Source organism: Lysinibacillus sp. G1-3 (genome assembly GCF_056322905.1).
In genome coordinates this window covers 1-22,559 of the sequence record NZ_JBWHYQ010000026.1, presented here as the reverse complement: position 1 = coordinate 22,559, position 22,559 = coordinate 1, and the positions used below count along the sequence as shown (strand labels likewise).

The 22,559-nt window shown below is 36.5% G+C and carries 23 protein-coding genes and 2 pseudogenes; 19 read left to right on the top strand and 6 right to left on the bottom strand.

Annotated elements, in window-relative coordinates:
* Positions 1-322 precede the first annotated feature (322 nt).
* The 10 genes from ACVYAD_RS22270 to ACVYAD_RS22225 all read left to right on the top strand — a co-directional run bounded on the left by ACVYAD_RS22270 (position 323) and on the right by ACVYAD_RS22225 (position 10,470).
* On the top strand, positions 323-1,699 hold the full coding sequence (locus tag ACVYAD_RS22270) for a G5 domain-containing protein (protein WP_476427987.1): 1,377 nt from the start codon (positions 323-325) through the stop codon (positions 1,697-1,699).
* 18 nt (positions 1,700-1,717) lie between these two features.
* Positions 1,718-3,388 (top strand): GspE/PulE family protein, encoded by a 1,671-nt coding sequence (locus ACVYAD_RS22265; RefSeq protein ID WP_476427986.1) that lies wholly within the window; start codon positions 1,718-1,720, stop codon positions 3,386-3,388.
* Between the two features lie 14 nt (positions 3,389-3,402).
* Positions 3,403-4,452 carry a type IV pilus twitching motility protein PilT gene (locus tag ACVYAD_RS22260; protein ID WP_476427985.1) on the top strand — a complete coding sequence of 350 codons (1,050 nt, stop codon included), beginning with the start codon at positions 3,403-3,405 and terminating at the stop codon, positions 4,450-4,452.
* On the top strand, positions 4,449-5,654 hold the full coding sequence (locus ACVYAD_RS22255) for a type II secretion system F family protein (protein WP_476427984.1): 1,206 nt from the start codon (positions 4,449-4,451) through the stop codon (positions 5,652-5,654). The genes ACVYAD_RS22260 and ACVYAD_RS22255 overlap by 4 nt, the downstream gene beginning before the upstream one ends.
* A 104-nt stretch (positions 5,655-5,758) precedes the next feature.
* Positions 5,759-6,217 (top strand): prepilin-type N-terminal cleavage/methylation domain-containing protein, encoded by a 459-nt coding sequence (locus ACVYAD_RS22250; RefSeq protein WP_476427983.1) that lies wholly within the window; start codon positions 5,759-5,761, stop codon positions 6,215-6,217.
* A 105-nt stretch (positions 6,218-6,322) separates the two neighbouring features.
* A complete protein-coding gene (gene pilM, locus ACVYAD_RS22245) occupies positions 6,323-7,294 on the top strand; it encodes a type IV pilus biogenesis protein PilM (protein ID WP_476427982.1) in 972 nt (323 codons plus the stop codon).
* Complete coding sequence (locus ACVYAD_RS22240) at positions 7,294-7,887, top strand: PilN domain-containing protein (RefSeq protein WP_476427981.1); 594 nt, start codon at positions 7,294-7,296, stop codon at positions 7,885-7,887. The genes pilM and ACVYAD_RS22240 overlap by 1 nt, the downstream gene beginning before the upstream one ends.
* Complete coding sequence (locus tag ACVYAD_RS22235) at positions 7,884-8,609, top strand: potassium transporter (protein WP_476427980.1); 726 nt, start codon at positions 7,884-7,886, stop codon at positions 8,607-8,609. The genes ACVYAD_RS22240 and ACVYAD_RS22235 overlap by 4 nt, the downstream gene beginning before the upstream one ends.
* 297 nt (positions 8,610-8,906) lie before the next feature.
* Entirely contained in the window at positions 8,907-9,659 is a 753-nt protein-coding gene (locus ACVYAD_RS22230; protein WP_476427979.1) for a prepilin peptidase, read from the top strand.
* 88 nt (positions 9,660-9,747) lie between these two features.
* Positions 9,748-10,470 (top strand): gamma-glutamyl-gamma-aminobutyrate hydrolase family protein, encoded by a 723-nt coding sequence (locus tag ACVYAD_RS22225; RefSeq protein ID WP_476427978.1) that lies wholly within the window; start codon positions 9,748-9,750, stop codon positions 10,468-10,470.
* A 688-nt stretch (positions 10,471-11,158) separates the two neighbouring features.
* On the opposite strand, the gene lexA is transcribed toward ACVYAD_RS22225, so the two are convergent.
* The gene (gene lexA, locus ACVYAD_RS22220; RefSeq protein ID WP_349659644.1) at positions 11,159-11,776 is read right to left on the bottom strand and encodes a transcriptional repressor LexA; all 618 of its coding nucleotides are present in this window, start codon (positions 11,774-11,776) and stop codon (positions 11,159-11,161) included.
* 163 nt (positions 11,777-11,939) lie between these two features.
* On the opposite strand from lexA, the gene yneA reads away from it, so the two are divergent.
* The 3 genes from yneA (at position 11,940) to ACVYAD_RS22205 (ending at position 13,342) form a co-directional block, all read left to right on the top strand.
* Positions 11,940-12,257, top strand: a complete 318-nt coding sequence (gene yneA / locus ACVYAD_RS22215; RefSeq protein ID WP_349659643.1) for a cell division suppressor protein YneA — start codon at positions 11,940-11,942, stop codon at positions 12,255-12,257.
* Positions 12,254-12,919 carry a YneB family resolvase-like protein gene (locus tag ACVYAD_RS22210; protein WP_476427977.1) on the top strand — a complete coding sequence of 222 codons (666 nt, stop codon included), beginning with the start codon at positions 12,254-12,256 and terminating at the stop codon, positions 12,917-12,919. Before yneA ends, ACVYAD_RS22210 begins: the two co-directional genes overlap by 4 nt.
* Before the next feature lie 75 nt (positions 12,920-12,994).
* Complete coding sequence (locus ACVYAD_RS22205) at positions 12,995-13,342, top strand: hypothetical protein (protein ID WP_476427976.1); 348 nt, start codon at positions 12,995-12,997, stop codon at positions 13,340-13,342.
* A 98-nt stretch (positions 13,343-13,440) separates the two neighbouring features.
* Here ACVYAD_RS22205 and ACVYAD_RS22200 read toward each other — a convergent pair whose 3' ends face one another.
* The 4 genes from ACVYAD_RS22200 to ACVYAD_RS22185 all read right to left on the bottom strand — a co-directional run bounded on the left by ACVYAD_RS22200 (position 13,441) and on the right by ACVYAD_RS22185 (position 15,505).
* Positions 13,441-13,980, bottom strand: a complete 540-nt coding sequence (locus tag ACVYAD_RS22200) for a DJ-1/PfpI family protein (protein WP_349659640.1) — start codon at positions 13,978-13,980, stop codon at positions 13,441-13,443.
* A gap of 63 nt (positions 13,981-14,043) precedes the next feature.
* Complete coding sequence (locus ACVYAD_RS22195) at positions 14,044-14,556, bottom strand: GNAT family N-acetyltransferase (RefSeq protein ID WP_476427975.1); 513 nt, start codon at positions 14,554-14,556, stop codon at positions 14,044-14,046.
* A gap of 53 nt (positions 14,557-14,609) precedes the next feature.
* Positions 14,610-15,047, bottom strand: coding sequence for a DUF3021 domain-containing protein (locus ACVYAD_RS22190; RefSeq protein WP_349659638.1), 438 nt, complete (start codon positions 15,045-15,047; stop codon positions 14,610-14,612).
* Positions 15,048-15,052: 5 nt separating this feature from the next.
* Positions 15,053-15,505 carry a LytTR family DNA-binding domain-containing protein gene (locus ACVYAD_RS22185; RefSeq protein ID WP_476427974.1) on the bottom strand — a complete coding sequence of 151 codons (453 nt, stop codon included), beginning with the start codon at positions 15,503-15,505 and terminating at the stop codon, positions 15,053-15,055.
* A 244-nt stretch (positions 15,506-15,749) separates the two neighbouring features.
* Here ACVYAD_RS22185 and ACVYAD_RS22180 point away from each other — a divergent pair, with 244 nt between their 5' ends.
* The 3 genes and pseudogenes from ACVYAD_RS22180 to ACVYAD_RS22170 form a co-directional block, all read left to right on the top strand.
* Positions 15,750-16,382 (top strand): CPBP family intramembrane glutamic endopeptidase, encoded by a 633-nt coding sequence (locus ACVYAD_RS22180; protein WP_476427973.1) that lies wholly within the window; start codon positions 15,750-15,752, stop codon positions 16,380-16,382.
* Between the two features lie 259 nt (positions 16,383-16,641).
* The gene (locus ACVYAD_RS22175; RefSeq protein ID WP_476427972.1) at positions 16,642-17,475 is read left to right on the top strand and encodes a MerR family transcriptional regulator; all 834 of its coding nucleotides are present in this window, start codon (positions 16,642-16,644) and stop codon (positions 17,473-17,475) included.
* Between the two features lie 77 nt (positions 17,476-17,552).
* A pseudogene (locus tag ACVYAD_RS22170) lies at positions 17,553-18,377 on the top strand (agmatine deiminase family protein); the annotation flags it as partial.
* On the opposite strand, the pseudogene ACVYAD_RS22165 reads toward ACVYAD_RS22170, so the two are convergent.
* Positions 18,368-18,859 (bottom strand): annotated as a pseudogene (locus ACVYAD_RS22165) (IS110 family transposase); the annotation flags it as partial. The pseudogenes ACVYAD_RS22170 and ACVYAD_RS22165 overlap by 10 nt on opposite strands.
* A 336-nt stretch (positions 18,860-19,195) precedes the next feature.
* Here ACVYAD_RS22165 and ACVYAD_RS22160 point away from each other — a divergent pair.
* From ACVYAD_RS22160 to ACVYAD_RS22150, 3 genes are all read left to right on the top strand, one after another.
* Positions 19,196-19,642 (top strand): hypothetical protein, encoded by a 447-nt coding sequence (locus ACVYAD_RS22160; protein ID WP_476427971.1) that lies wholly within the window; start codon positions 19,196-19,198, stop codon positions 19,640-19,642.
* A 372-nt stretch (positions 19,643-20,014) separates the two neighbouring features.
* The gene (locus ACVYAD_RS22155; protein WP_403015216.1) at positions 20,015-20,587 is read left to right on the top strand and encodes a TetR/AcrR family transcriptional regulator; all 573 of its coding nucleotides are present in this window, start codon (positions 20,015-20,017) and stop codon (positions 20,585-20,587) included.
* A gap of 53 nt (positions 20,588-20,640) precedes the next feature.
* A complete protein-coding gene (locus tag ACVYAD_RS22150; protein WP_476427970.1) occupies positions 20,641-22,053 on the top strand; it encodes a serine hydrolase domain-containing protein in 1,413 nt (470 codons plus the stop codon).
* Positions 22,054-22,559: the final 506 nt, after the last annotated feature.

Sequence of the window (22,559 nt, the reverse complement as noted above, 5' to 3'; positions counted from 1 at the left end):
AAAATGCAACCTTTCAATTGAACCTGAAATTAATAGTCTTTTCTATCTAGGGTGGTTGATTCGATCTGTATACATCGGAAGTTTTATGGAGATATATGCCCTTGTTTTATAGTCCGTAAAACACATTAACAACATTTCAACAGTAATTACAATTTCATACTTACAAAAGATAAGTTCACTAAATTTTAACTGTTTTTAGGATTAAAGGCTCATTTTTAAATATAGTTTGTGTTGTATTGTAAAAATATGAATAAAAAGTAATTGTTTTATATGAGTAAATAGACATTATTTTTCTTACTATATTTGTAAAGGTGGTGAGGCTATGAAATTATATTTGAAGTTAGGCGCAATGGTAGCTGTTCTAATCATCTTATTAACAGTCTGGGTACCTAATATGATCGTAGATAGTGCACTGGCTAAAGGTGTTGAATCTACAATCGGAGGAATATCGGTTAAGGATTTAGAGGGTGGTGATATTGAAAATGCTTTACAAGAGGCTATTAATATTTGGCGAGACGCTCCTGTTAGCGTAGAAGGGGCAAATATTACGATTTCACTGGATCCAAAATTATTTGTATTTGATGTAGAGAGTTCTATAGCTGAATATCATAGTTTAACAGACAAGTCTTGGTTTGCTTTCTGGAAGCAAGAACAAGCGGTACATATACCCTTACATCTGGAAGTAGATGATCAAGTGAAAAAGCAGCTTGAGTCTACTGGTGTATGGGAGGTTGATGCGACCTTAAATGCGATTATCACTCAAATTTCTTATTTGAAAAGTCATAAAATCAATGCAACAGTATCAGATACTCAGTTAATAGAAGCAGACCGTTTGGCTCTATCGATTGAGAAAATACCTGCAAATGCAATAGGTGTTGATAAACTAACGAATATGCTAAATGATTCTATTATTTTACCGGAAGTGCCATTTTCTTATTTAACAACGATAGAAGACAAATATGACGAAGCAAATAGTGAAGCAATTAATTTCGTAGCCTCTATGCTTTATCATGCTGCTCTTCAAACTGAATATGAGATTTCAGAGAGACATTCTCAAGAAGAGAGGCCAAATTATTTACAGCAAGGGTTGGATGCGAGGGTAAATCGTGCGTTAGATAAAGATTTGCAATTTGTAAACCGTTCTGATCAATCGAACAAGTTAAAACTCACAGTAGAAGGTGATTCTTTAAAAGTGGAATTATTAGCTCAAAAGAAAGAAAAAGAAATCACTGTTCGAGTTAGTAAAGATAAGATCATACAACCACGGGTCATTATTCGCTATTCTAAAGACTTACCAGTAGGCAGCGAAGAGGTTATCCAAAAAGGTCAAGAAGGTGTACGGGTCGAAGTTTATCGTTCGATTTTAGAAAATGGTAACTCTACGGAGGAACTAGTCAGCCGTGACTATTATCCACCCGTTAATAAAATTATCGTGAAATCTTCAAGACAACCTGCTGTTCCAGAAAATAGTAGTGAGAAAGTGGGAACTTCCGACTCAAGTGATCCTGATTTAAACATGGATTTAGATGGAGATGGATTACCAGATATACAATCTGAAAATGAAACATCCAGCAATAAAGCTGTGAAAACCAATAAAGATACATCTGCAGATACGAATACTTCAAAAAATCCGAATGATCCTGAGATTGTATATGGGTACTATGATAAAGGTGGGAATTTTGTACAAACAAGCCCATAAAGAGAGGAGCATATGTGAATGGTCGTAAAAACTGGGCGAAAGCGCTTAGGTGATTTACTTGTTGAAGCTGGTGTTATTACAAACGTGCAATTAGAATTTGCGCTCACGAACAAAACAAAAGAAGAGAAATTAGGCGACTTTCTTATAAAGGAAAATATTTTAACAGAGCAGCAGCTAATTGAAGTACTTGAGTTTCAGCTAGGGATCCCACATATTCATTTAAATCAATATTCAATAAGCCCGGACTTACTTCAACTTGTTCCGGCTGAACTCGCTAAACGAACAAATATAATTCCAATTCGTCGTGAAAAAAATAAACTTTTCATCGCGATGGCTGACCCGATGGATTATTTCGCAATTGAAGAAGTACGTATGGCGACGGGCTGCCAAATCGAAACAAGTATTGCAGCTAAGGATGATTTATATCGTACGCTAACGAAATACTATGATTTACAAGAGTCTATGGAAGCGGCATTGCTCGACATTGGCGCGACAGTTGCTGAAACACAGGAGGAAATTGAACGAGAGGATTCTCCGATTGTCCGACTAGTTAATCAGATCATTGCAAACGGAGTTGCCCAACGAGCGAGTGATATCCACTTTGACCCACAGGAGACGGATTTAAGGGTTCGTTATCGAGTGGATGGTGTATTGAGAACCGAGCGTTCATTACCGAAACATATGCAAAACATAATATTAGCACGTATCAAAATTATGGGGAACTTAAATATTACGGAAAATCGAATTCCTCAAGATGGACGAATTAAAACGAATGTTAATTTCAAGCCAGTAGATATTCGACTTTCGACGCTTCCAACTGTTTATGGGGAAAAAGTCGTGATGCGTATTTTGGACTTAAGTAGTGTAGCCAGTTCTATTGACAAGCTTGGCTTTACAGAGCAAAACGAAGCCATTTTCCGAAACATGATTGACAATCCTAATGGTATTTTGCTCATTACGGGACCTACAGGATCAGGAAAATCATCTACATTATATGCTGCCTTAAGCAACTTGAATGAAGAAGATGTGAACATTATTACGGTGGAAGATCCCGTTGAATATCAGCTTGATGGTATCAACCAAATTCAAGTGAAAGAAGAAGTGGGTTTAACATTTGCGGCTGGATTGCGATCCATTTTACGTCAGGACCCGGATATTGTAATGATAGGTGAAATCAGGGATTTCGAAACAGCGCAAATAGCAGTACGTGCCTCCTTAACAGGGCATTTAGTTTTAAGTACTTTACATACGAATAGTGCGGTTGAGTCGATTTCCCGACTACAGGATATGGGGATCGAACCATTTTTATTATCCTCTTCCCTAGTAGGGATTATGGCGCAGCGCTTAGTAAGACGAATTTGCCGAGACTGTGGAGAAGACCATACTTTCACGAAGCATGAATTAGAAATAATGCATAAGAACGGTATTGAAGGAGTTACACATGGTAGACGAGGAAGAGGCTGTCCTTCGTGTAATCAAACAGGGTATCGCGGACGGATGGCTATTCATGAAATTTTACCAATCGATCGCAATATTAAAGAAATGATTTTAAGTCGAAGTAGCGATAGTGCGATCCGTGATTATATGAAACAAGAAGGCTATTACACATTACTAGTAGATGGATTGTTAAAAGTAGTAGAAGGACAAACAACCACTTCAGAAGTATTGCGTGTAGCAAATGCAGATTAGGATGTGATTCGTTCATGACTACATGTAGAAATATCGATGAGCTATTAACACGCGCATTTGAAGAAAAAGCGTCTGACCTTCATTTAACAAAGGGGATTCCACCCGTCTATCGTATCCATGGACAACTAGAACATTACGGGAGTGAACTCCTAACTTCTGAAGAATTACAGACAATGGTGACAACTATTTTACCTGAGCATAAATTGCAAGAGTTTCATGATAAAGGGGAAACCGATTTTAACTATTCATTGCAAGGGAAATGCCGTTTTCGTGTAAATGCCTATCATCAACGCAATGAAGTGACAATCGCTGCCCGTTTAGTTGAAGCAAAAATTCCTTCTATTGAATCGTTAAATATGCCACAGATACTGTATCAATTAGCAGAAAAACCACAGGGTCTTATTTTAGTAACAGGTCCAACAGGTTCTGGTAAATCTACAACGCTTGCTGCGATGATTGATCATCTTAATGAAACAACATCAAAGCATATTATAACGCTTGAGGACCCAATTGAATATTTACATACACATAAAAAATCCGTTATCAATCAACGTGAAGTAGGGGTTGATACTCAGAGCTTTGCCAATGGTTTGCGTGCTGCTCTTCGTCAGGACCCCGACATTATTTTAGTAGGAGAGATGCGTGATTACGAAACGATTTCTACAGCCATTACAGCTGCAGAAACGGGCCATTTAGTGATGGCAACATTACATACAAGTAGTGCTCCAACTACGATTGATCGTATTATAGATGTTTTTCCACCACATCAGCAGGGACAAATTCGTGTGCAATTAGCCAATGTTTTAGTAGGCATTATTTCACAGCGTTTATTTGTACGTAAAGATGCCAAGGGGCGAATTGCTGCAACTGAAATATTAGTACAAGCACCATCTATTTCAAATTTAATTCGAAATGAAAAAGTTCACCAAATTCCTACTGTTATGCAGACGAATAAAGCGTTAGGTATGCATACTTTGGAATCTTCGATGCAGCAGCTAATCGCCATGGGGAGAATTTCATTGGAAGACGCAAGGCCATATATGAATGCGGGGGATTATAATTGACCGTTTTTCGATATAGTGGACGCACAAAAACTGGTGCACAAAAAAAAGGAATCATCGATGCGACTAACAAAAAGGTAGCACTTGAAAAATTACGAGCACAAGGCATTAATGCCCGTGAGCTGGAAGAGTCTAAAAGCATTTTACATAAAGACTTAAATATTGGCGGTAAAGTAAAACACCAGGATTTCGTTATTTACTGTCGTCAATATGCAACACTAATCCGAGCGGGTGTTTCAATTGTAGAGGCAACACATATTTTAAGTACGCAAACGAAAAGTAAAGCATTGAAAAGAGCTTTACAACAAGTGGAAGAGGATATACGCGGGGGTACAGCATTTTCAGATGCAGCCGCCAAGCATCCAAAGGTTTTTCCAGTAATGTTTATTAATATGATGCGCTCAGGTGAGGCAACGGGGAATATCGATGAGACGTTAGAGCGTTTAGCAGGGACACTTGAAAAGCAATTCAAAATTAAAAAGAAAGTACAATCAGCATTAACATATCCAGCTATTTTATCTGTGCTAACAATCGCGGTAGGTATGTTTTTAATGATAGTTATCGTTCCGACGTTTATGGCTACTTTTGAAGAAATGGACATGGAAATGCCAATATTAACGGTTGTTGTTGTCAGTATTTCCGATTGGTTAATAGCATACTGGTATGTTGCAATTGGGATTCTCATATTGTCGATTCTTCTATTTCGATTTTTCTATAAAAATAATAAGCAATTTCATTACAATGTGAACTACGCATTACTGAGAATACCTGTATTTGGTATTTTAATGCAAAAAAATGTAATTGCTCGCATGACTAGAACCTTATCATCTTTGTTCAGTAGTTCAGTGCCTATTCTACATGCACTGACAATTGTTGAAAAAGTTGTAGGGAATCCAGTTGTAGGTAAAGTTGTACTGGAGGCAAGAGATAACCTAGAAAAAGGCGGTACATTATCTGAGCCATTAGAAAAAAGTTGGCTATTCCCTCCTTTAGTAACCCAAATGACATCTATCGGTGAAAAAACAGGTTCGCTTGATTATATGCTCGAAAAGATCGCTGATTTTTACGAGGAAGAAGTAGATCGTTCTGTAGATACATTAAAATCGCTCATAGAACCATTAATGATACTCGTTTTAGCAGCGGTTGTAGGAGTGATTGTCGCGGCAATTTTCCTACCAATGTTCGCATTATACGAAAATATGTAAGCGTTCTAATTATAAGGGGGTGGTATAGAAAAGAAGGGAGTAGTTGTTGTTGTAGGTGTACATATTTTCGGACTAATTATAACAATTTATAAGGAGGAACACCGATGTTCAAAAAAATCATGAACAAAAAACTATTAAAAAATCAAAAAGGGTTAACTCTGATTGAGTTGCTGGCTGTAATTGTAATTCTAGCGATAGTCGCGGCGATTGCTATTCCAGCGATTGGAAACATTATTAATAACTCAAAATTCAATGGAGTAAAGGCAGATGCTATTAATGTTATAAACGCTGCTAATCTTTACTATACAGATAATCCTGAAGATAAGGTTGAGGTGACAGTTGATACATTAATTAAAGAAAAATATCTTGATACAGCGGGGAAAATCCCTACAACTGCTAAAGTTACTGTAGATGTTCCTCGAAAGTTAGATGTTAAAGTATTAAATGTTGTAAAATCTTTTAGTGTTACATTTAAACATACAATAGATGAAATAAATTCAGACACTCAAAAAGGAAGTAAAATTGACAAAGATTATACTATTACACCAAAAACCACTGAATAGTAACCCTCCCAACCCACTCAGAGGCGTAGTTTAATCTACGCTTCTGGTTGGGAAATGGATGGTTAATTCATTAAAACCAAAGTTAAAAAGGAGGCATCTTTCCCCATGTTTACAAAAAAGAAAAAATCGCATGTGTCGATTGAGATAAAGGATTATATATTACGTGCGATTGTAGCAAAAGGTGCTGACCCGTCGCAATGGAAGGGCTATGAATTGCCATTAGTACAGGGAATGGTTGAGGGTTCTGTTATTCATGATGAAATGGAATTGTTTGATGTCATGAAAAATGATGTGGCAAAATGGGCAGGCAAAAAGCAAAATGCGCGTATTTTTGTACCGGATACTTCTGTTTTGTTAAAGAGCTTTGAGCATCCTGATGATATAGAGTGGCATGAATTAAAAGGGTATGTGGAGATGGAGCTTGGTCAGTCCATTCATCTTCCATTCCAAGATCCACTTATTGATGTGTATGATCCAAAACCTAGTGATGGGCAGGCGATGCTATTTGCAGCACCTTCAGAAGAAGTGACGAAAATGATTGGACTTTTACTCGATGCTTCATTAGAACCTCAAGTAGCAGATATTCGTGCATTGTGTAATATTCGTCTGTTAGATCATTTGCAATTAATAAAAGATAATCGAACTTATTTAATAGCGGATTGGTCCATCAATGAATTGTCGATAAGTATTTTTTCGAATGGTCAACTTGAATTTTTAAGGTACCAATCATTTGATACAGATTTATCGGAGTGGGAGTTTGAAGAAAAAGAGGAGTTTAGTTTTGCTTATCGTTTAGATGCCGAAGATGATTATCGTATCATTCTTACCGATCAAATGCTTGAAATAGATCGTATCATGAATTTCTTTAAGTTTTCCTTACATAAAGGTGAGAAAAGTGTTGATGAGATTATCATTTTAGGAGATAATCCACTACTCCCTACCATTGAAGAGTTTTTAGAAAATAATTTTACGACACCGATTATTATGTTAAATGATACAGTCATTCAAAAATCATTCCCTCAATTTTCAGAGAAATTTGCAAGCCTGATTGGACTTGCGTTAAAGGAGGTTAACTGATGGTACCAGAAATAAACCTCTTACCGGATTTAGAAAAAAAGCATTCAACACCTACCTTAATCTATGTAGTATTTATAATTCTTATTGGTATGATAGTAGGATATATGATTTTCTTGTTTTTCCAAGCAAAAAGTGATCTTACAAAATTAAGTGCGCAGGAAGTGGAGCTTTCATCCCAACTTGAACAACTTCAAACTGAGTTAGATGTAAAACGAAATGTGAACGAAGGCTCATTGGAACAATCTGTACAATTTGTGGAAAAAGTCTCGTATCCAGTGACGCCCTTAATGGATGAGACCCAGGTATTGTTACCCGAGCAAACGTATTTAAGGGATTATGTATTTGGCGAAAAAAATGTTGAGGTTACGGCTGATTTTGAAACAATGTCAGCCATATCATCTTATTTAGAAAAGCTAACAGCAAGCCGTTATTTCAATGATATTCAGGTTGATACTATTTCTAATTTTGATGTATCTATAGGAAATCAAGAGGAAGAAAATACTAAAAACAAGTTTAAGGAAGTGCCACGTTATTCGGCAACGATTACATTAGGAATTGATTTTAAATTTCTTGCTGGAGGTAGAGAATCATGACTAGTAGTAAAAATTCAACGATTCTTATCTTAACAGCTTTCATTGCAGCCATTTTATTTGCGCTATATTACTATTTAGTAACACCTAAGTTAGAAGAAGTAGATGCGAAGGAAAGTTCAATTAGCTCCCTTCAACAAGAAATGTCTACTATTCAGAAGCAGATTGCTTTAATTGAAGAGAATGGCAAATCATCTAGTGGAAGTAATTTAACATTGCGTAAAAAAGTACCTCAAACTCGAGCTATTGAAGAGGTAATTCGAAATATTGAAGAGACTGAAGCGGTGACGGGAACACGGGTAGAAGCTGTGGATTTTAATAATTATGATTCACTTGTAATGGATTCTACTATGACAGATCCCAACTCGACAAATTCTGAGGAACAGGTTGAACCAAAGCAATCTGCAAATGAAGCTGAGGAACAAGCTGTTGCTAAGAATGATGAAACACCTGAAGTGAAAGATAAAATACCAACTGCTACTCTCAATAAAGATTCCTTACCAAAGGAATTAAAATTAGTAACATTTAATATTGATGTTGTCGCACTGGATAAAAATGCAATGGTTGAATTTATAAAAGAGATTGAAAAAATTAATCGTGTGATGAAAATTGATGCTATCGATTTCACAGCAACTGGAGAGGAAGCAAAGTTCCAGGAGGATGCAGATACAACCTTAAAATCTACCATACAAGTAACGACGTTCTATTATGAAGGACAACAATAATAAACTTCTTTCAGCTAGTGTCCAAAAAACTGCTGAAAGAAGTTAAAGCCTCCGGCGGATGTCACGTAATCGGAAAGGATGTTAGCCTAAAATCATCGCATCCATGCGATAACGGGTAACTGACCTACATCGGTAAAAACGCCAGGTCCTGTGGCATTACCGAAATGACCGACATCGTGTCGGCCCTCGTGCAGGTCTAAGCACAAAGCCGATTCCAGACGCAATTATGCCGAGGCTTAATTGATTGGCGCGCATACTTAAATGTATGGGCGTCTATTAGTATAGGAGGATAAAAAGATGGAAATTGCTTATACAATTACTGTTTTCATATTTGGGCTCGTTTTAGGCTCGTTTTTTAATGTAGTTGGTTTACGTGTGCCTTTGAAGGAGTCCATTGTGCGTCCACCTTCGCATTGCACTTCTTGTAAGAGACAGTTGACGGCGCTTGATTTGGTACCTGTTTTGTCCTATGTATATCTTGGGGGGAAATGCCGAAGCTGTGGGCAAAAAATTTCTTGGATTTATCCATTGATGGAACTTATAACAGGCATGTTATTTACATTTGCTTATTGGAAATTAGGCTTTAGTGCAGAATTTTTTGTAGCACTATTATTTATTTCATTATTAGTCATTATTGTCGTGTCGGATTTTGCTTATATGCTTATACCTGATAAAGTGCTATTATTCTTTTTACCATTGCTCGTTTTTGGACGCGTCATATCTCCTTTGTCTCCGTGGTGGGACAGTGTAGTTGGTGCTTTGGTAGGTTTTGGAATATTGTATTGTATAGCTGTCCTATCAAGAGGTGGAATGGGTGGAGGCGATATTAAACTATTCTTTTTACTTGGTCTTGTACTCGGGACAATACATGCAATTCTTACACTATTTATAGCTGCTGTCATTGGCATGATTGTTGGAATAGTAGTGTTAAAAGTACGTGGAAAGGGAAGAAAAACGCCTATACCATTCGGACCTTCTATTGCTTTAGCTGCTATTATTATCTATTTCTATGGGGATGCGTTGATGAATTGGTATCTTGGGTTTTGGTAATTAATCAGTGGGGGAGTCCTTCGATGATTAATAGTCTTCAAGCTTTTATAGGTAGTTAATGCTAGATAAAGATCATGGAGGGGATAAGATGAAACCAATTATCGGAATAACAGCCTTTGCGGAGGATGATTTGTCCTCAAGATTAAATGCTGCTTATAGCAAAAGTATAATTGAAGCTGGGGGTGTACCTCTTATAATTCCGATTGGAGTTGAAGAGGATGTAGCACAAATTTTATCGTTGACGGACGGATTATTACTATCGGGCGGACATGATGTACATCCATTTCTTTTTGGTGCAGAACCTACACCAAAGTTAGGGAAGATTCATCCGGAAAGGGATTCACTAGAACTTTCATTGATTGAAGCGGCCTCTATTCGGAAAATGCCGATTTTCGGGATTTGTCGAGGGATTCAAATGCTGAATGTTGCATTTGGAGGCACACTCTATCAGGACATTGATAGTGAATATCATAGTAAAAAATTAATAAAGCATACGCAACAAGCGGCACGGGGCGTTGCTACACATCATGTTCATCTAACACCGGATACATTATTAACAACAATTATCGAGGAAGAAAAAATAGCGGTAAATTCATTTCATCATCAGGCAATAAACGCAGCAGCAGAAAAATTGAAAGTGGCAGCCAAATCAAGTGATGGTATCGTTGAAGCCGTCGTACACGAAGATTTACCATTTTGTCTAGCAGTACAATGGCATCCTGAAGAGCTAGCCATTGTAGGTGATGAAGCATCAAAAAAATTATTCTATGCATTTGTAAAGGCGAGTTTGAAATTCAAGGTAGAGGCATAAAACTTTATAAGCATTACGGAATAGAATTTTGTATAAATGGCAAGATAAACTTGGTAATAAACATGAAAAAATAGATGTATGCCATAAAAGCGGCTCATCGGACGCCCTTAGGAAGCTCTGCTCTGCGCGAAAGCGAAGCGTCAGCGGCAAATGTTTTCTGTAGCGAAAGCAAAGCGACAGCAACAAATGTTTTAATTGTGCGAAAGCAAAGCGTCAGCAACAAATGTTTTAACTGTGCGAAAGCGAAGCGTCAGTAACAACAAATGTTTTAACTGTGCGAAAGCGAAGCGACAGCAACAAATGTTTTAACTGTGCGAAAGCGAAGCGTCAGCAACAAATGTTTTAACTGTGCGAAAGCGAAGCGACAGCAACAAATGTTTTAACTGTGCGAAAGCGAAGCGGCAGCAACAAATGTTTTAACTGTGCGAAAGCGAAGCGGCAGCAACAAATGTTTTAACTGTGCGAAAGCGAAGCGGCAGCAACAAAGCGCCTGGCCGGAACGAAAATCACCCCCACGTTATGGGGATGAGCTTTTTTAAATTAACTAAATACATTGCTAGAGGGAAGAATCCATTATACAGTGGGTTCTTTTTTAGTGTATAAAAAGGCACTCAAAAATAAGAAAAAGAGGTATATGCCCATTTGTGAACATAGAATCCTCTTTTTGTACGCTGCTATTGAGATACTTTTAATGAACACGACGATAAAGACCTACAACATGGCCCAAAATAGAAACTTGGTCTACGATAATTGGCTCCATTGTTGCGTTTTCAGGCTGTAAACGGAAATGACTTTTTTCCTTAAAGAAACGCTTTACAGTTGCTTCATTCTCTTCGGTCATTGCTACTACAATATCACCATTATCAGCTGTAGATTTTTGTTTAACAATAACTAAATCTCCGTCTAAAATGCCAGCTTCAATCATTGATTCACCCATAATTTCTAGCATAAATAACTGATCTTCACTTGTACCATAAATATCCGGTAGCGGGAAATATTCATCGATATTTTCAACAGCAGTTATCGGAGAACCTGCAGTAACTTTCCCAACAAGTGGGACATGTATAACATGTTGCTTTTGAATAGAATCCTCTGGCTCTAGAATTTCAATGGCACGTGGTTTAGTTGGGTCGCGACGGATTAAGCCTTTTTGCTCCAAACGAGCTAAATGTCCATGAACTGTAGAGCTTGAAGCAAGTCCAACTGCTTCACCAATCTCACGTACAGATGGTGGATACCCCTTTGTGCGTACCTCTTCTTTAATGAAATCTAATATGGCCTCTTGTCTTTTCGAAACTTTTTTCATGATTGCTCACCTCTTTTTTCTAGTCATTCTACTTATTAGTAGTATAGCAGAATGCGAACACTTAAGCAAACATAGGTTCGAAAAGTGTTTGACAAAAACGTTTGTTCGCATTATTATAAGAACATATATTCCGAACAAACATTCTTGAAAAGGGGTTATACACATGAACTGGTTTAAAAAAAATCCACATATTACAACTTTATTAGGAGCTTGTCTACTATTTACGGCATATCTTTTTATAACAGATCCAGGGGATGTCACATACGCAGAAATTGAAGTCGAACATGGTGATAGTTTATGGTCGTTAGCCGAACAATACCGTGGTAAAATGAAATCGGATGAATGGATTAAGCTTGTTAAGGCAGAAAATGAATTATCGAACGTACGAATTATTGCAGGTAATTCTCTAGTGATTCCAGTAGTGGGTGACGACCAACCCAATTCTATAAATTCAATTGAAATTGCGAGAAATGTAAAATGATAACAAAACAACAATCGGCTGTTGTCTATTGCCGTGTGAGTACAGAAAAAGAGACACAAAGCTCCTCATTAGAGCGACAGGAGGAGGAGTTAGTACGCTATGCTAAAGAACTGGGCTACGAAGTGAAGCTTGTTTTTAAGGATAAGCATAGCGGCTATGATGTGGAACGAGAAGGATTACTAGAAATGCTCGATTTCATAAAAGAAAATGACGTAACAGCATTATTTGTGCAGGATGAAACACGTTTAGGACGTGGAAATGCTCGAATGGCCGTTTTGCATTTATTGCAGAAAACTGAAACTAATGTTTTCTCTATGCGAGACGCGGGACCTGTACAATTAAATGAAATGGATACGATGCTCCTAGAAATTTTAGCAATTGTAGAGGAGTACCAGCGTAGAATCCACAATGCTAAAATACGTCGTGGCATGCGTCGGGCAGTTGAAAATGGCTACCGCCCTGAAAATAATTTATCTAACCGAGGAAACCCAAACGGCCAGGAACGTAAAGATGTCCCTATAGAAGAGATCGTTAAACTCCGCAATCGAGGCTTCACATTTGAGGAAATAGCTATGACTCTTAGGGGGCTAGGCTTTGACGTAAGCAAAGCCACTGTCCATAGGAGATATCGGGAACATTTAGAGGGAAACGAAATAAAGTAACGTTTTAATCAGTGGGAGTTTTCCTACTGATTTTTTTCTTTTTAAAGGCTTTATATGAAGGTGAAGGAACGAGTAGTGACGGATAGAACAGCGAAAAACGTGGATAGAAACGCCAAAGTGACGGATAGAACAGCGAAAAACGTGGATAGAAACGTCAAAGTGACGGATAGAACAGCGAAAAACGTGGATAGAAACGTCAAAGTGACGAATAGAACAGCGAAAATGGTGGATAGAAACGTCAAAGTGACGGATAGAACAGCGAAAAACGTGGATAGAAACGTCAAAGTGACGGATAGAACAGCGAAAAACGTGGATAGAAACGTCAAAGTGACGGATAGAACAGCGAAAAACGTGGATAGAAACGCCAAAATGACTGATATAAAAGCGAAAGAATGTCCAACAGATTGGACATTTTGGAAATAAAATAAGAGAAGTAGCCATTTCTACCTCTCTTGCTCAATATTCTCTAGAAACTTGCCATCTTTTATTGTAGTAATTTTTCATATCATTTAGAGCTTTTTTTATTCTTTGTACCAATCTTCATCAAACGAGAGATGTAGGGCTTTCCCCACAGTAATACCAAATTGTATAAAACCTCTACCTCTTGCAGTTATGATGTTTCCATCTTGGACAACTAGGTCTTCAGAGAAATGATTAAGATCGAAGAAGTCTAATTTTCTTATAACTTCTAGCGGCAATCCAACAGTATATTTTCTGTTTTTTAATACTCCGGCTTTCGCTAAAAGAGATGGAGAACTAGAGATACTTGCAATTGTTGCTCCTTTGGCATGCGCATTACCAATAAAATCAATTAATTTTTGCTCATTTATTAGTAAAGCTATATCCATACAGCCTGGTAGCAATAAGCTATCGATTTCGTCAAGATTAACTTCACTTATTTGTGTATCGGCTATACAAGATAACCCAGATTCCCCTTTAATTTTTTCAGTGTTTAATCCAACAGTAACAATGGGTTTATCTCCTTGCATTAATATAGATAATGCTACACTCAATTCATATTCACTAAATTGGGGATACAATAATACAGCTGTCTTTTTCATATAATTCTCCCATCTATTTTAATACGACGATGTAGATCTTGAAATAGCCGAAGTGAAAATATCTTATATCCATTCCTCATCTAAGACAGCATAATAGTATTCATCCCACCACTCATCTCCATGTGGAATACATTTTTTAAAATAACCTTCGCGTCTCATGCCAATTTTCTCCATCACTTTATAGGATGGGATATTTTCCGGCTGGCAAGTTGCAATAATTCTATGCAGTTTCATTTCTTTAAATCCATAGTCCAGTACAGCTTTTGCTGCTTCTGAGGCGTATCCATTGTTGTAATAGCTCGGATTCAATACCCAGCCAATTTCATACGTATGATCGCCAAAGTATTGATGGAAAACAATATGGCCAATAACAAAATTTTCACTTAGTAAAATAATAGGGAAGTGTTTTGCTTTTTCACCGCTATTTTCTGAAACAAACTTTTTTGCTTGCTCCTCATTAAAAACGCCCTCTGGAATATACTTCATCACAGTTGGATTTGAAGTATATTCATAGACAGCTTGCCAATCTTGAACTTCGAACTCTCTTATTAATAGTCTGTTCGTTTTGATAAACATTTCATTTTCCCCCTTGTATTGAAATTTCACATTAGTTTTCTCTTAATAAAAAATTATAGGATATTATTTTTATTTATTAGCTCATCAATCTTTTTATTCATTTTTTTCACTTCAGATTGGTTATATAAATAAAATAACAGCCAAATAAGAGTAAAGAGCAAAACACTAAAAAATAGCATTAACAAAGTTATTGCTAGAGATGATGTTGGAAGCCATTTTAAAGATAGCGCAACAACAATAAAAGTACCTATAGAAATTGCAAAATGGATAGCTGTTTGTAGTAAAAACGTTAAACGTTCTACTTGGTAAATAAGGGATGGTAATACACAAGCTAGTCCCACAATAATTGAACCTAGAGCCTGATGTGTAAAATCAGCCGTAATAGCTTCTAAAAAAATCTCTCCAAAAATCCAAGAACCAAAAAGATTAATCAAAACAAAAACTGTACACCCCATACTTACACCAAATGCTACATTTTTAAAAAAATGCATATAACTTAAACCCCCAAACGCTTTTTAAATTGCTTTCGATAATTACGAGAAATAATTTCTTTGATTCCTAGAACTAGCTCAATCTCCAATGTTCCATTAAATGAAGCTTCGATATTTTTAACTTTTGCTAGATTTATAATTGCAGATTTAGAAATCCGAATGAAATTATTCCCTAATTGTCGCTCTAATTCATATAAAGGTTTATTTAAAATGAGACGATTATCAGCTACATCATATAAAGCTAATTCTCTTCCTTCCGTTCGAATAACAATTATTGAATTTGGATCAATGATATATGTTTTATTATTTGCTATCCCTGTTAAAATTTGTTCTTCTTGCTCTTGTTGCAATAAAGAAATAGCAGCTTGTATCGTAGGCGTAAGTTTTGCTGTACAAATTGTTACATGCGGCTCTTCATACTCGGAATCTATTTTTACCTCTATTTTCAGCTTGATCACCTCTTGAAAAAAATTATAGCATATCCATCATTTAGGGGAATGTAGGTCATGCTTTGAAAAAGGCATCTTAGACAATCATAACAACATGTTACTCCGAACGTATTGTTGGCAAATATTTCGTTCGTTATATTGAGTTCAGATAAGATGTACATCAAACGAAATAGAGGTCTAAACAAAATTAGAACATGAATTTTTCGAAGAAATGAGTATTCGGCTAGTTCATGATTAGGAGGCTAGGGCTATTATGAATGAATTGACTACTTCAAGTGAAAGAAATAAAACTAGTTGGATCTTAGTAAGTATTTCAACGATGCTTACAACTAGTATCATTTTTTGGTATTTTAATAATCCAGAAGGTTTTATAGAAAATGGAATTGGCTTTAGGGCAGAAGTATTTTCAAATGTTTTTATTTGGATTTTTTCGCTTTTTATCATATCGGGATACATTGCTTATACAATTAGTGCATTACCTTTCGTAAAAGCACATTTATTTACAATTTCTTGGCTTAAAGTAATTGGAATATGGGCTGCAATTGTAACAGGGATAGTAGAAGAAGTTGTTTTTAGACATTTACTTATGGAATCCTTATTAACTATTGGATTTTCAGACGTGACACAAATACTAATTTCAGGGATATTCTTTGGTATTGCTCACGGTGTGTGGCTACTTTTGAAAAGGGATTGGAAGTTTGCATTACCTGCTATTATAAGTACCACAATATTAGGAAGTCTTCTCGCAACGCTTTATATTGTAGCTTCACGAAGTACCTTTGTACCAATCGTAGCTCATATTTTAATTAATATGTTTATTGAACCATGGCTAATGTTATCTGCAGTTTCTGGAAAATGGGATGATAACGGAAAAAGAACAAATTGATTATATATATGTAAAAATTAATTTTAATGAATGTGTAGAAATGACAAATGACAGCGTGTCTGGCTATCGTCGCTTGCATATGCATGCCGAAATACCTGTATTGTAGTTTTTAGATATACGAGTACTTTTCAATGTCTTAAGGAATACGCTCTTACTTCACATTCTTGCTTTTTGCGAGAAGCTATTGATATCATAAGCTTCAGACATTTTACTACCGATTTTACCTGAAAAATATAATTACAATAAGTAAGGGAGAAGTATGTACACAATCAGCAGATTTTCACAGCTTTGCAAAATGAGTGCTCGCATGTTAAGACACTACGATAAGGAAGAACTTTTGAAACCAGTACTTGTAGATACAACAAACGGTTACAGATATTATGACCAGAGTCAATTAGACACGGCATTACGAATCAAGAAACTAAAAGAATTTAGATTTTCTCTAACCGAAATTAGAACGATTCTCCAATCATCAGACAGTTCAATATTTATCGGCATGATACAAACCAAAATAGGTGAAATATCAAACGAAATGAGTCGAAATAGACAGATTATTACGGAGATGCAAGGGTTGATTGAAAAGAAAGTGGATTTATTACATGGAGTAAAAAGACCATATGATATAACGCTTGGAATAAGAAATGAGATCAGTGTCGTAAGTCAAAGATTACAGATTAATATTGATGACATGGACAGGTATATTGATTCCCTTTACGATAAGGCGAAAGAAAGAAATATTCAGTTACTCGGTGTTCCCTCAACCATTTTTTTTGATGAACAGTTTACTCCTGAACAATGTGATATTGAACTAATGATACCAATCATTCATAAAAATGACGAAGAAATATCAATGTCAAGAGAATGGCAAATAAAAAAACTTCCCCAAAATATTGTTGCTACTACTTTGCATATTGGAAGTTATGACTATATCGGATATGCGCACATGGCACTTGAAGAGTGGGCAGAAAGCAACGGCTACAGCATGGATGGTCCACCATATGAAACCTACTTAAAAGGTTCAGAATGTGACTGTCTTGAAGAGGAGTATGTGACGCAAATTAGCTTTCCTGTCTTCAAAAAGCAAATGCAATAATTGCTTGACTTTCACACTATGTCAAACCTTATTCTACTTCCAAGAGAAAACTATAAAAACTTAAGGAGATCTTGGTTATGAAAAAATTTATTGTATTTTGCACAGGGGCTGTATTAACGGCTGGGTTCATTATGGGAGGGTGTAATCCAAGTAAAGTAGAGGGAAGCGAATACGTGAAAAAACAATACGTAGGTAAGTATACAATGCCAGATGAAAGCAGCAAACATGAAGGTGCGTGGTTACAATGGCCACATTCCTTTACATATGGGAAAGGCTACGTAGAAAAGATTGAACCAATTTGGATTGAGATGACGGCTGCTCTTAGCGAAGGAGAAAATGTCCATATTATCGCATATGATGAATATGAAAAGAATTATATTTATGACCTTCTGTATGATGAGGGTCTAAATATGGACAAAATCGATTTTTATATTGTTCCTACTGACGATGTATGGGCAAGAGATACAGCACCAATTTTTGTATACGATAAAGATAACAATATGAAACTCATGGATTGGGGATTTAATGGATGGGGTAAGAAAACACCATATAAAAAAGATGCTTTAATACCAAGTGTTCTTAGTAAGAAGTTAGGTATAGAACGAATAAATCTAAACAGGGTGGTACTCGAAGGAGGAGCATTTGAACTGGATAGTAATGGTACTTTTTTATCAACACGTAGCGCTGTTATTAATAAAAATCGAAACCCTAAACTATCTGAATCAGAAATTGAGGAGTATGTGAGAGAAAATCTTGGCGCTACTAACTTTATTTGGTTAGATGGTGTACCAAATCTAGATATTACAGATTTTCATATTGATGGTTTTGCGAAATTCCATGATAAATCTACAATCATTACAATGAAAAAAGATGATTTAGAAGAATGGGGTCTTTCCAATAAGGCCTGTTCAAGGACTGCCTGAAATTGCAACTTAGTTTGAATCATTACGCCAGTTATATTTTCATGTTGCCTTGTAAGATTACGAAAATTTAATAACTGCACACCACGCTTTTTATATGGCTCTAATTCCTCTTTATAGAACAATTCACAAAGAAGATAGGCATCGATGGCATCCGTTTTTACTTTTCTCAAACTCGATCCTCTTGCCTTATATGAAATTAACGGATTAATGACGATCAATAAATATCCTCGTTCTTCTAAATGATGTATGACAGGAGCACCATAATGTCCTGTAGCTTCTAAAATGATTGTAGGCTTCATACCAGCCTCGTTTTTTACATCTTTTAAAAATATAACAAGGTCATTAAGTCCTTCTAAAGTATGAGTTACCTTAAAACTTTTACGATATGGTTTGCCTTTATCTAAGAATGCTTGAACCTGGCTTTCTCCTTTTGAAATATCCAGACCAACGACTGGATTCATTATTAATCTCCTCCTAGAATCATAGTTTGCCAGTTACCCCTAATCCTCCATGCAGTGTCATAGCTTCGCTTGTTATACGAGATCTAAAGTCCCAACCAGCCTCAATCATGTTTCTGCAAGTAGGGGGCGAAGGGTAGTTGACGGGGTCAAGCCCCACGGGCAGTTACGTTCTACCCTGGCTACTGCTATAATAAATCCATATAAATAATGGTCAACCAGAAATATCTGGCTGACCTTATAATACGAACGGGGCAGTTTAGCTGCATAAGAATTAAAATTAGCCATAGTGTATAATGAATTGTGAAATATTAACATATGTAAATTGGGAGGAAATTAATGAAGCGTTGTAACCTCACTTTAAACATTTTTTTGTTAATGCTAGTTAGCATATTTGGAGCTTTATTATTTGGTTGCAGTAAAGATGAGAAAATAAATTGGAAACCATCTGCTACATTTATAAAGGATAATATTGAATTATATGGCACAGAAGGGAAATTGGGGATGATTAAAGTTAACGGAAAAGTTGATGAACCCGAATTTCCAGTTAATCAGGGAAGGCTTTATGATATTTATTTTTTGGACGATTCAATTGAAGTTAACGGGAAAAAATTTAAAATAATGGGTATACACGAAGATATGAAAGAACCTTTACAACTTTATGAATGGGGTATTGATAACAACAAAAGTGGAGCAAAAATTTCTCTAGATAAAGTAGGTTTGTGGAAGTTGACCGTCACTGTTGATGAAAAGTTTTTTACAAGTTTTGTGATAAATGCTGAATAAAAAATAACTCATTCTCTTTAAATGGTTAGTATCCTTATGTGCTATTATGCTTCTTATTAAATCAAGACTGTCTTCTAGGCAATCTTTTGTTATTCCATAAACGGGGGCGATTGTTCAATTAGAGCGATTCTTCTTGTGCTAACGGTGCAGGTTAGTTCAATAAGGAAATCTATTTTAATAACGAATTTAATATTAGTTTCGGTGAACGCAGCACCACAAGTGATGGTACACAGAATGAGGAAAGAAATTGTTTTAGATAGAAAATATATAGATAGGCTTATGTGAAGAAATAGAACAACGTCCAATTATTGACTTTATTCTATATGGTCATTATAATTTAATTGGTTAACCAACCAAAAAAGGGGGAGTTGTATGAGTACACACGACAAAAGAAAACGATTAATCGATGCGGCTTACAAAGTATTTGTAAAAAAAGGATATGCCAACGCTTCGATAAAAGATATCGCAAATGAAGCCGATATGACATCTGGACTTGTTCATTATTATTTTAAAAATAAAGAAGAACTTTTGCTTTCCGTACAAGATGAAATTCAAAAGCATTACCAAAGGCAATATAACGGACAGCCTGATGACTCTGTAAATACCGAGGCTGTTCTACTTGAAATCAAATCCAGAGCGGTAGACAATCCCGACTGGTATCGTTGGCGATATGAAATTTATTCTTTAGGGATAAAAAGCGAAAGTGGTCACCTTGAACAGCAAGTAGCGTCTATTCTCAAGAATGGGAGAGATAGTCTTTCTATACCGCTGCAGCATTTAGTTGGCAATTCCCATAATGCTTCTGCGCTTGCCAGTATACTATTGGCTTGCTTCGACGGGCTAGCACTTCAGAAAATTATTGACGATAAATTTGATATCGACCACTCGTATAGATTATTGATTGAGCTCCTTGAGCTTTATTTAAGCAAGTCTCATTCTGTTTAACAGTTTATATGTTCACCTGAATATACAAGTAAACTAACATGAAAGGTAATAATATGAAAAGATTAGTAATATGTTTGTTCGTCTTTCTGCTCATTGCCCCTTCACTTTCTCTAGCTGCTGAAGGTCGCGATACCGCTCAACAAATTGAAACATTTATGAACGAAGTACTGAAAGAATATGATATTCCTGGGGCTACGTTGGAAGTTGTACATAACGGTCAGACTATCTTTCAGGATAGCTGGGGAACAATGAGTGACGGGTCAGCCGTAACGGAAGACTCGACTTTTCTTATAGGGTCAGTAAGCAAGCCTTTGACTTCACTTGCTATTATGATGTTGGTAGAAGATGGAGAAATTAAACTAGATGAACCGATAGAAACTTACATCCCCTGGTTTACTTATCAAACAAATGGCACAAAATCAATAACCGTACGTCATCTATTAGAACAAACAAGCGGTATTAGCGCTTATGATGGAATGAAAGTGACAGATCAACAAGGTCGTGATAAAGAGCATGGTATAACTCAAGCTGTTACAGAACTGAGCGGAGTAAAGTTAAGCCGTATTCCCGGTGAGGCATATGAATATAATTCAGCTAACTATTTGCTCTTAGGAGCTATTATTGAGGCAGTGTCCAACCAGTCATTCTCAGCATTTATGGAAACTCATATTTTCTCTCCTCTTGGAATGAACAATACTACTGCCGATTATGAAAGTGCGGTAGAAAGAGGATTTGTGCCCGGCTTTCATTCATGGTTTGGCAAACCTGTTAAAGGTGATGGATTGTATGATCAATCGGGAGCGCCTTATGGTTATATGTCATCAACCGCCAGTGACCTGACCAAATTTATAAAATTCATGCTAAACGGCGGAGAATTATTATCAGAACAAAGTTTGAAACAACTACAAACACCACCAGAAAACGGTAATCGATATGGTTTGGGTTGGCACTTCCCAAGATCGGGAAATAAGTATCCTTACCATACGGGTGCAACGCCTGAATATAAGTCGGAAATATTCTTTATTCCCGAACGAGGTCTAGGTGCCGTTCTTTTAATGAATAAATACCATGAATTAGAAGCTGTTTCGTATTTAAGTATAATGGAGGGAATCCGATCCATTATGAACGGGAAAAATCCGGATTTAGTACAACTAAACGTTAGCACGCAATGGATTACGCTTGGTGTTGTATTATTGTTGGCTTTTATATCTATAATTAGTTTAATCCGGTTAAAACGTAGAACTACAATAAATAAAAAGGTATGGGTGTCTACGGGAATCCTCTCCGTCATTTTTGCTGTCGGACTGGTTCCATTATTCACATATAGTATGGGTATTTCATGGAGGACGGTTGGTCTTTTCCTTCCAGACTTCGAATTTCTCATTCAATGTCTAATCACGATATTGGCAGTTAACGGTTTCTTAACCTTCCTCTTTATTGCAATGAAACGAAAAAGCAATACCTGAATATGGCCGATTAAGGCGTTAAAGGGCAAGTAGTGGGACCAGAACCTTATCACAAGTGATGGTACACACGATCATCATTAGGTAAAAAATAACACACTTTCAAACTTGATTATATAAACTTGCCCCCACTGAGAAGGCTTATTCAATTTGTTGAAGATGGAGTGAGCTTTTTTGTATGTAGAAAAATCTAAGGAGATGAACAGACAATGGCAAAACGTGAACAGGTAGTACCCATTGTAAATTTGTATATAAATCAATAATTAGCTACAATAATTTAGTTTTTAATCTCTTTAGAATTTGTGAATGAATACACTTAAACTAACGTAGTGCTTTACTTGAAGACCATTGAGCTGCTTAGACAGCTCTTTTTTCTTATTGTACTAACGGAGCAGCATTCCTGTTTGAAGGATGTTCGAGGTCTTGAAAGAAAAGGAGCCCTCTAGTATGATGCATGAGTGTCAACGACCATTGACCCATCATCAAACAAGGAGGACTCCTTTATGCAT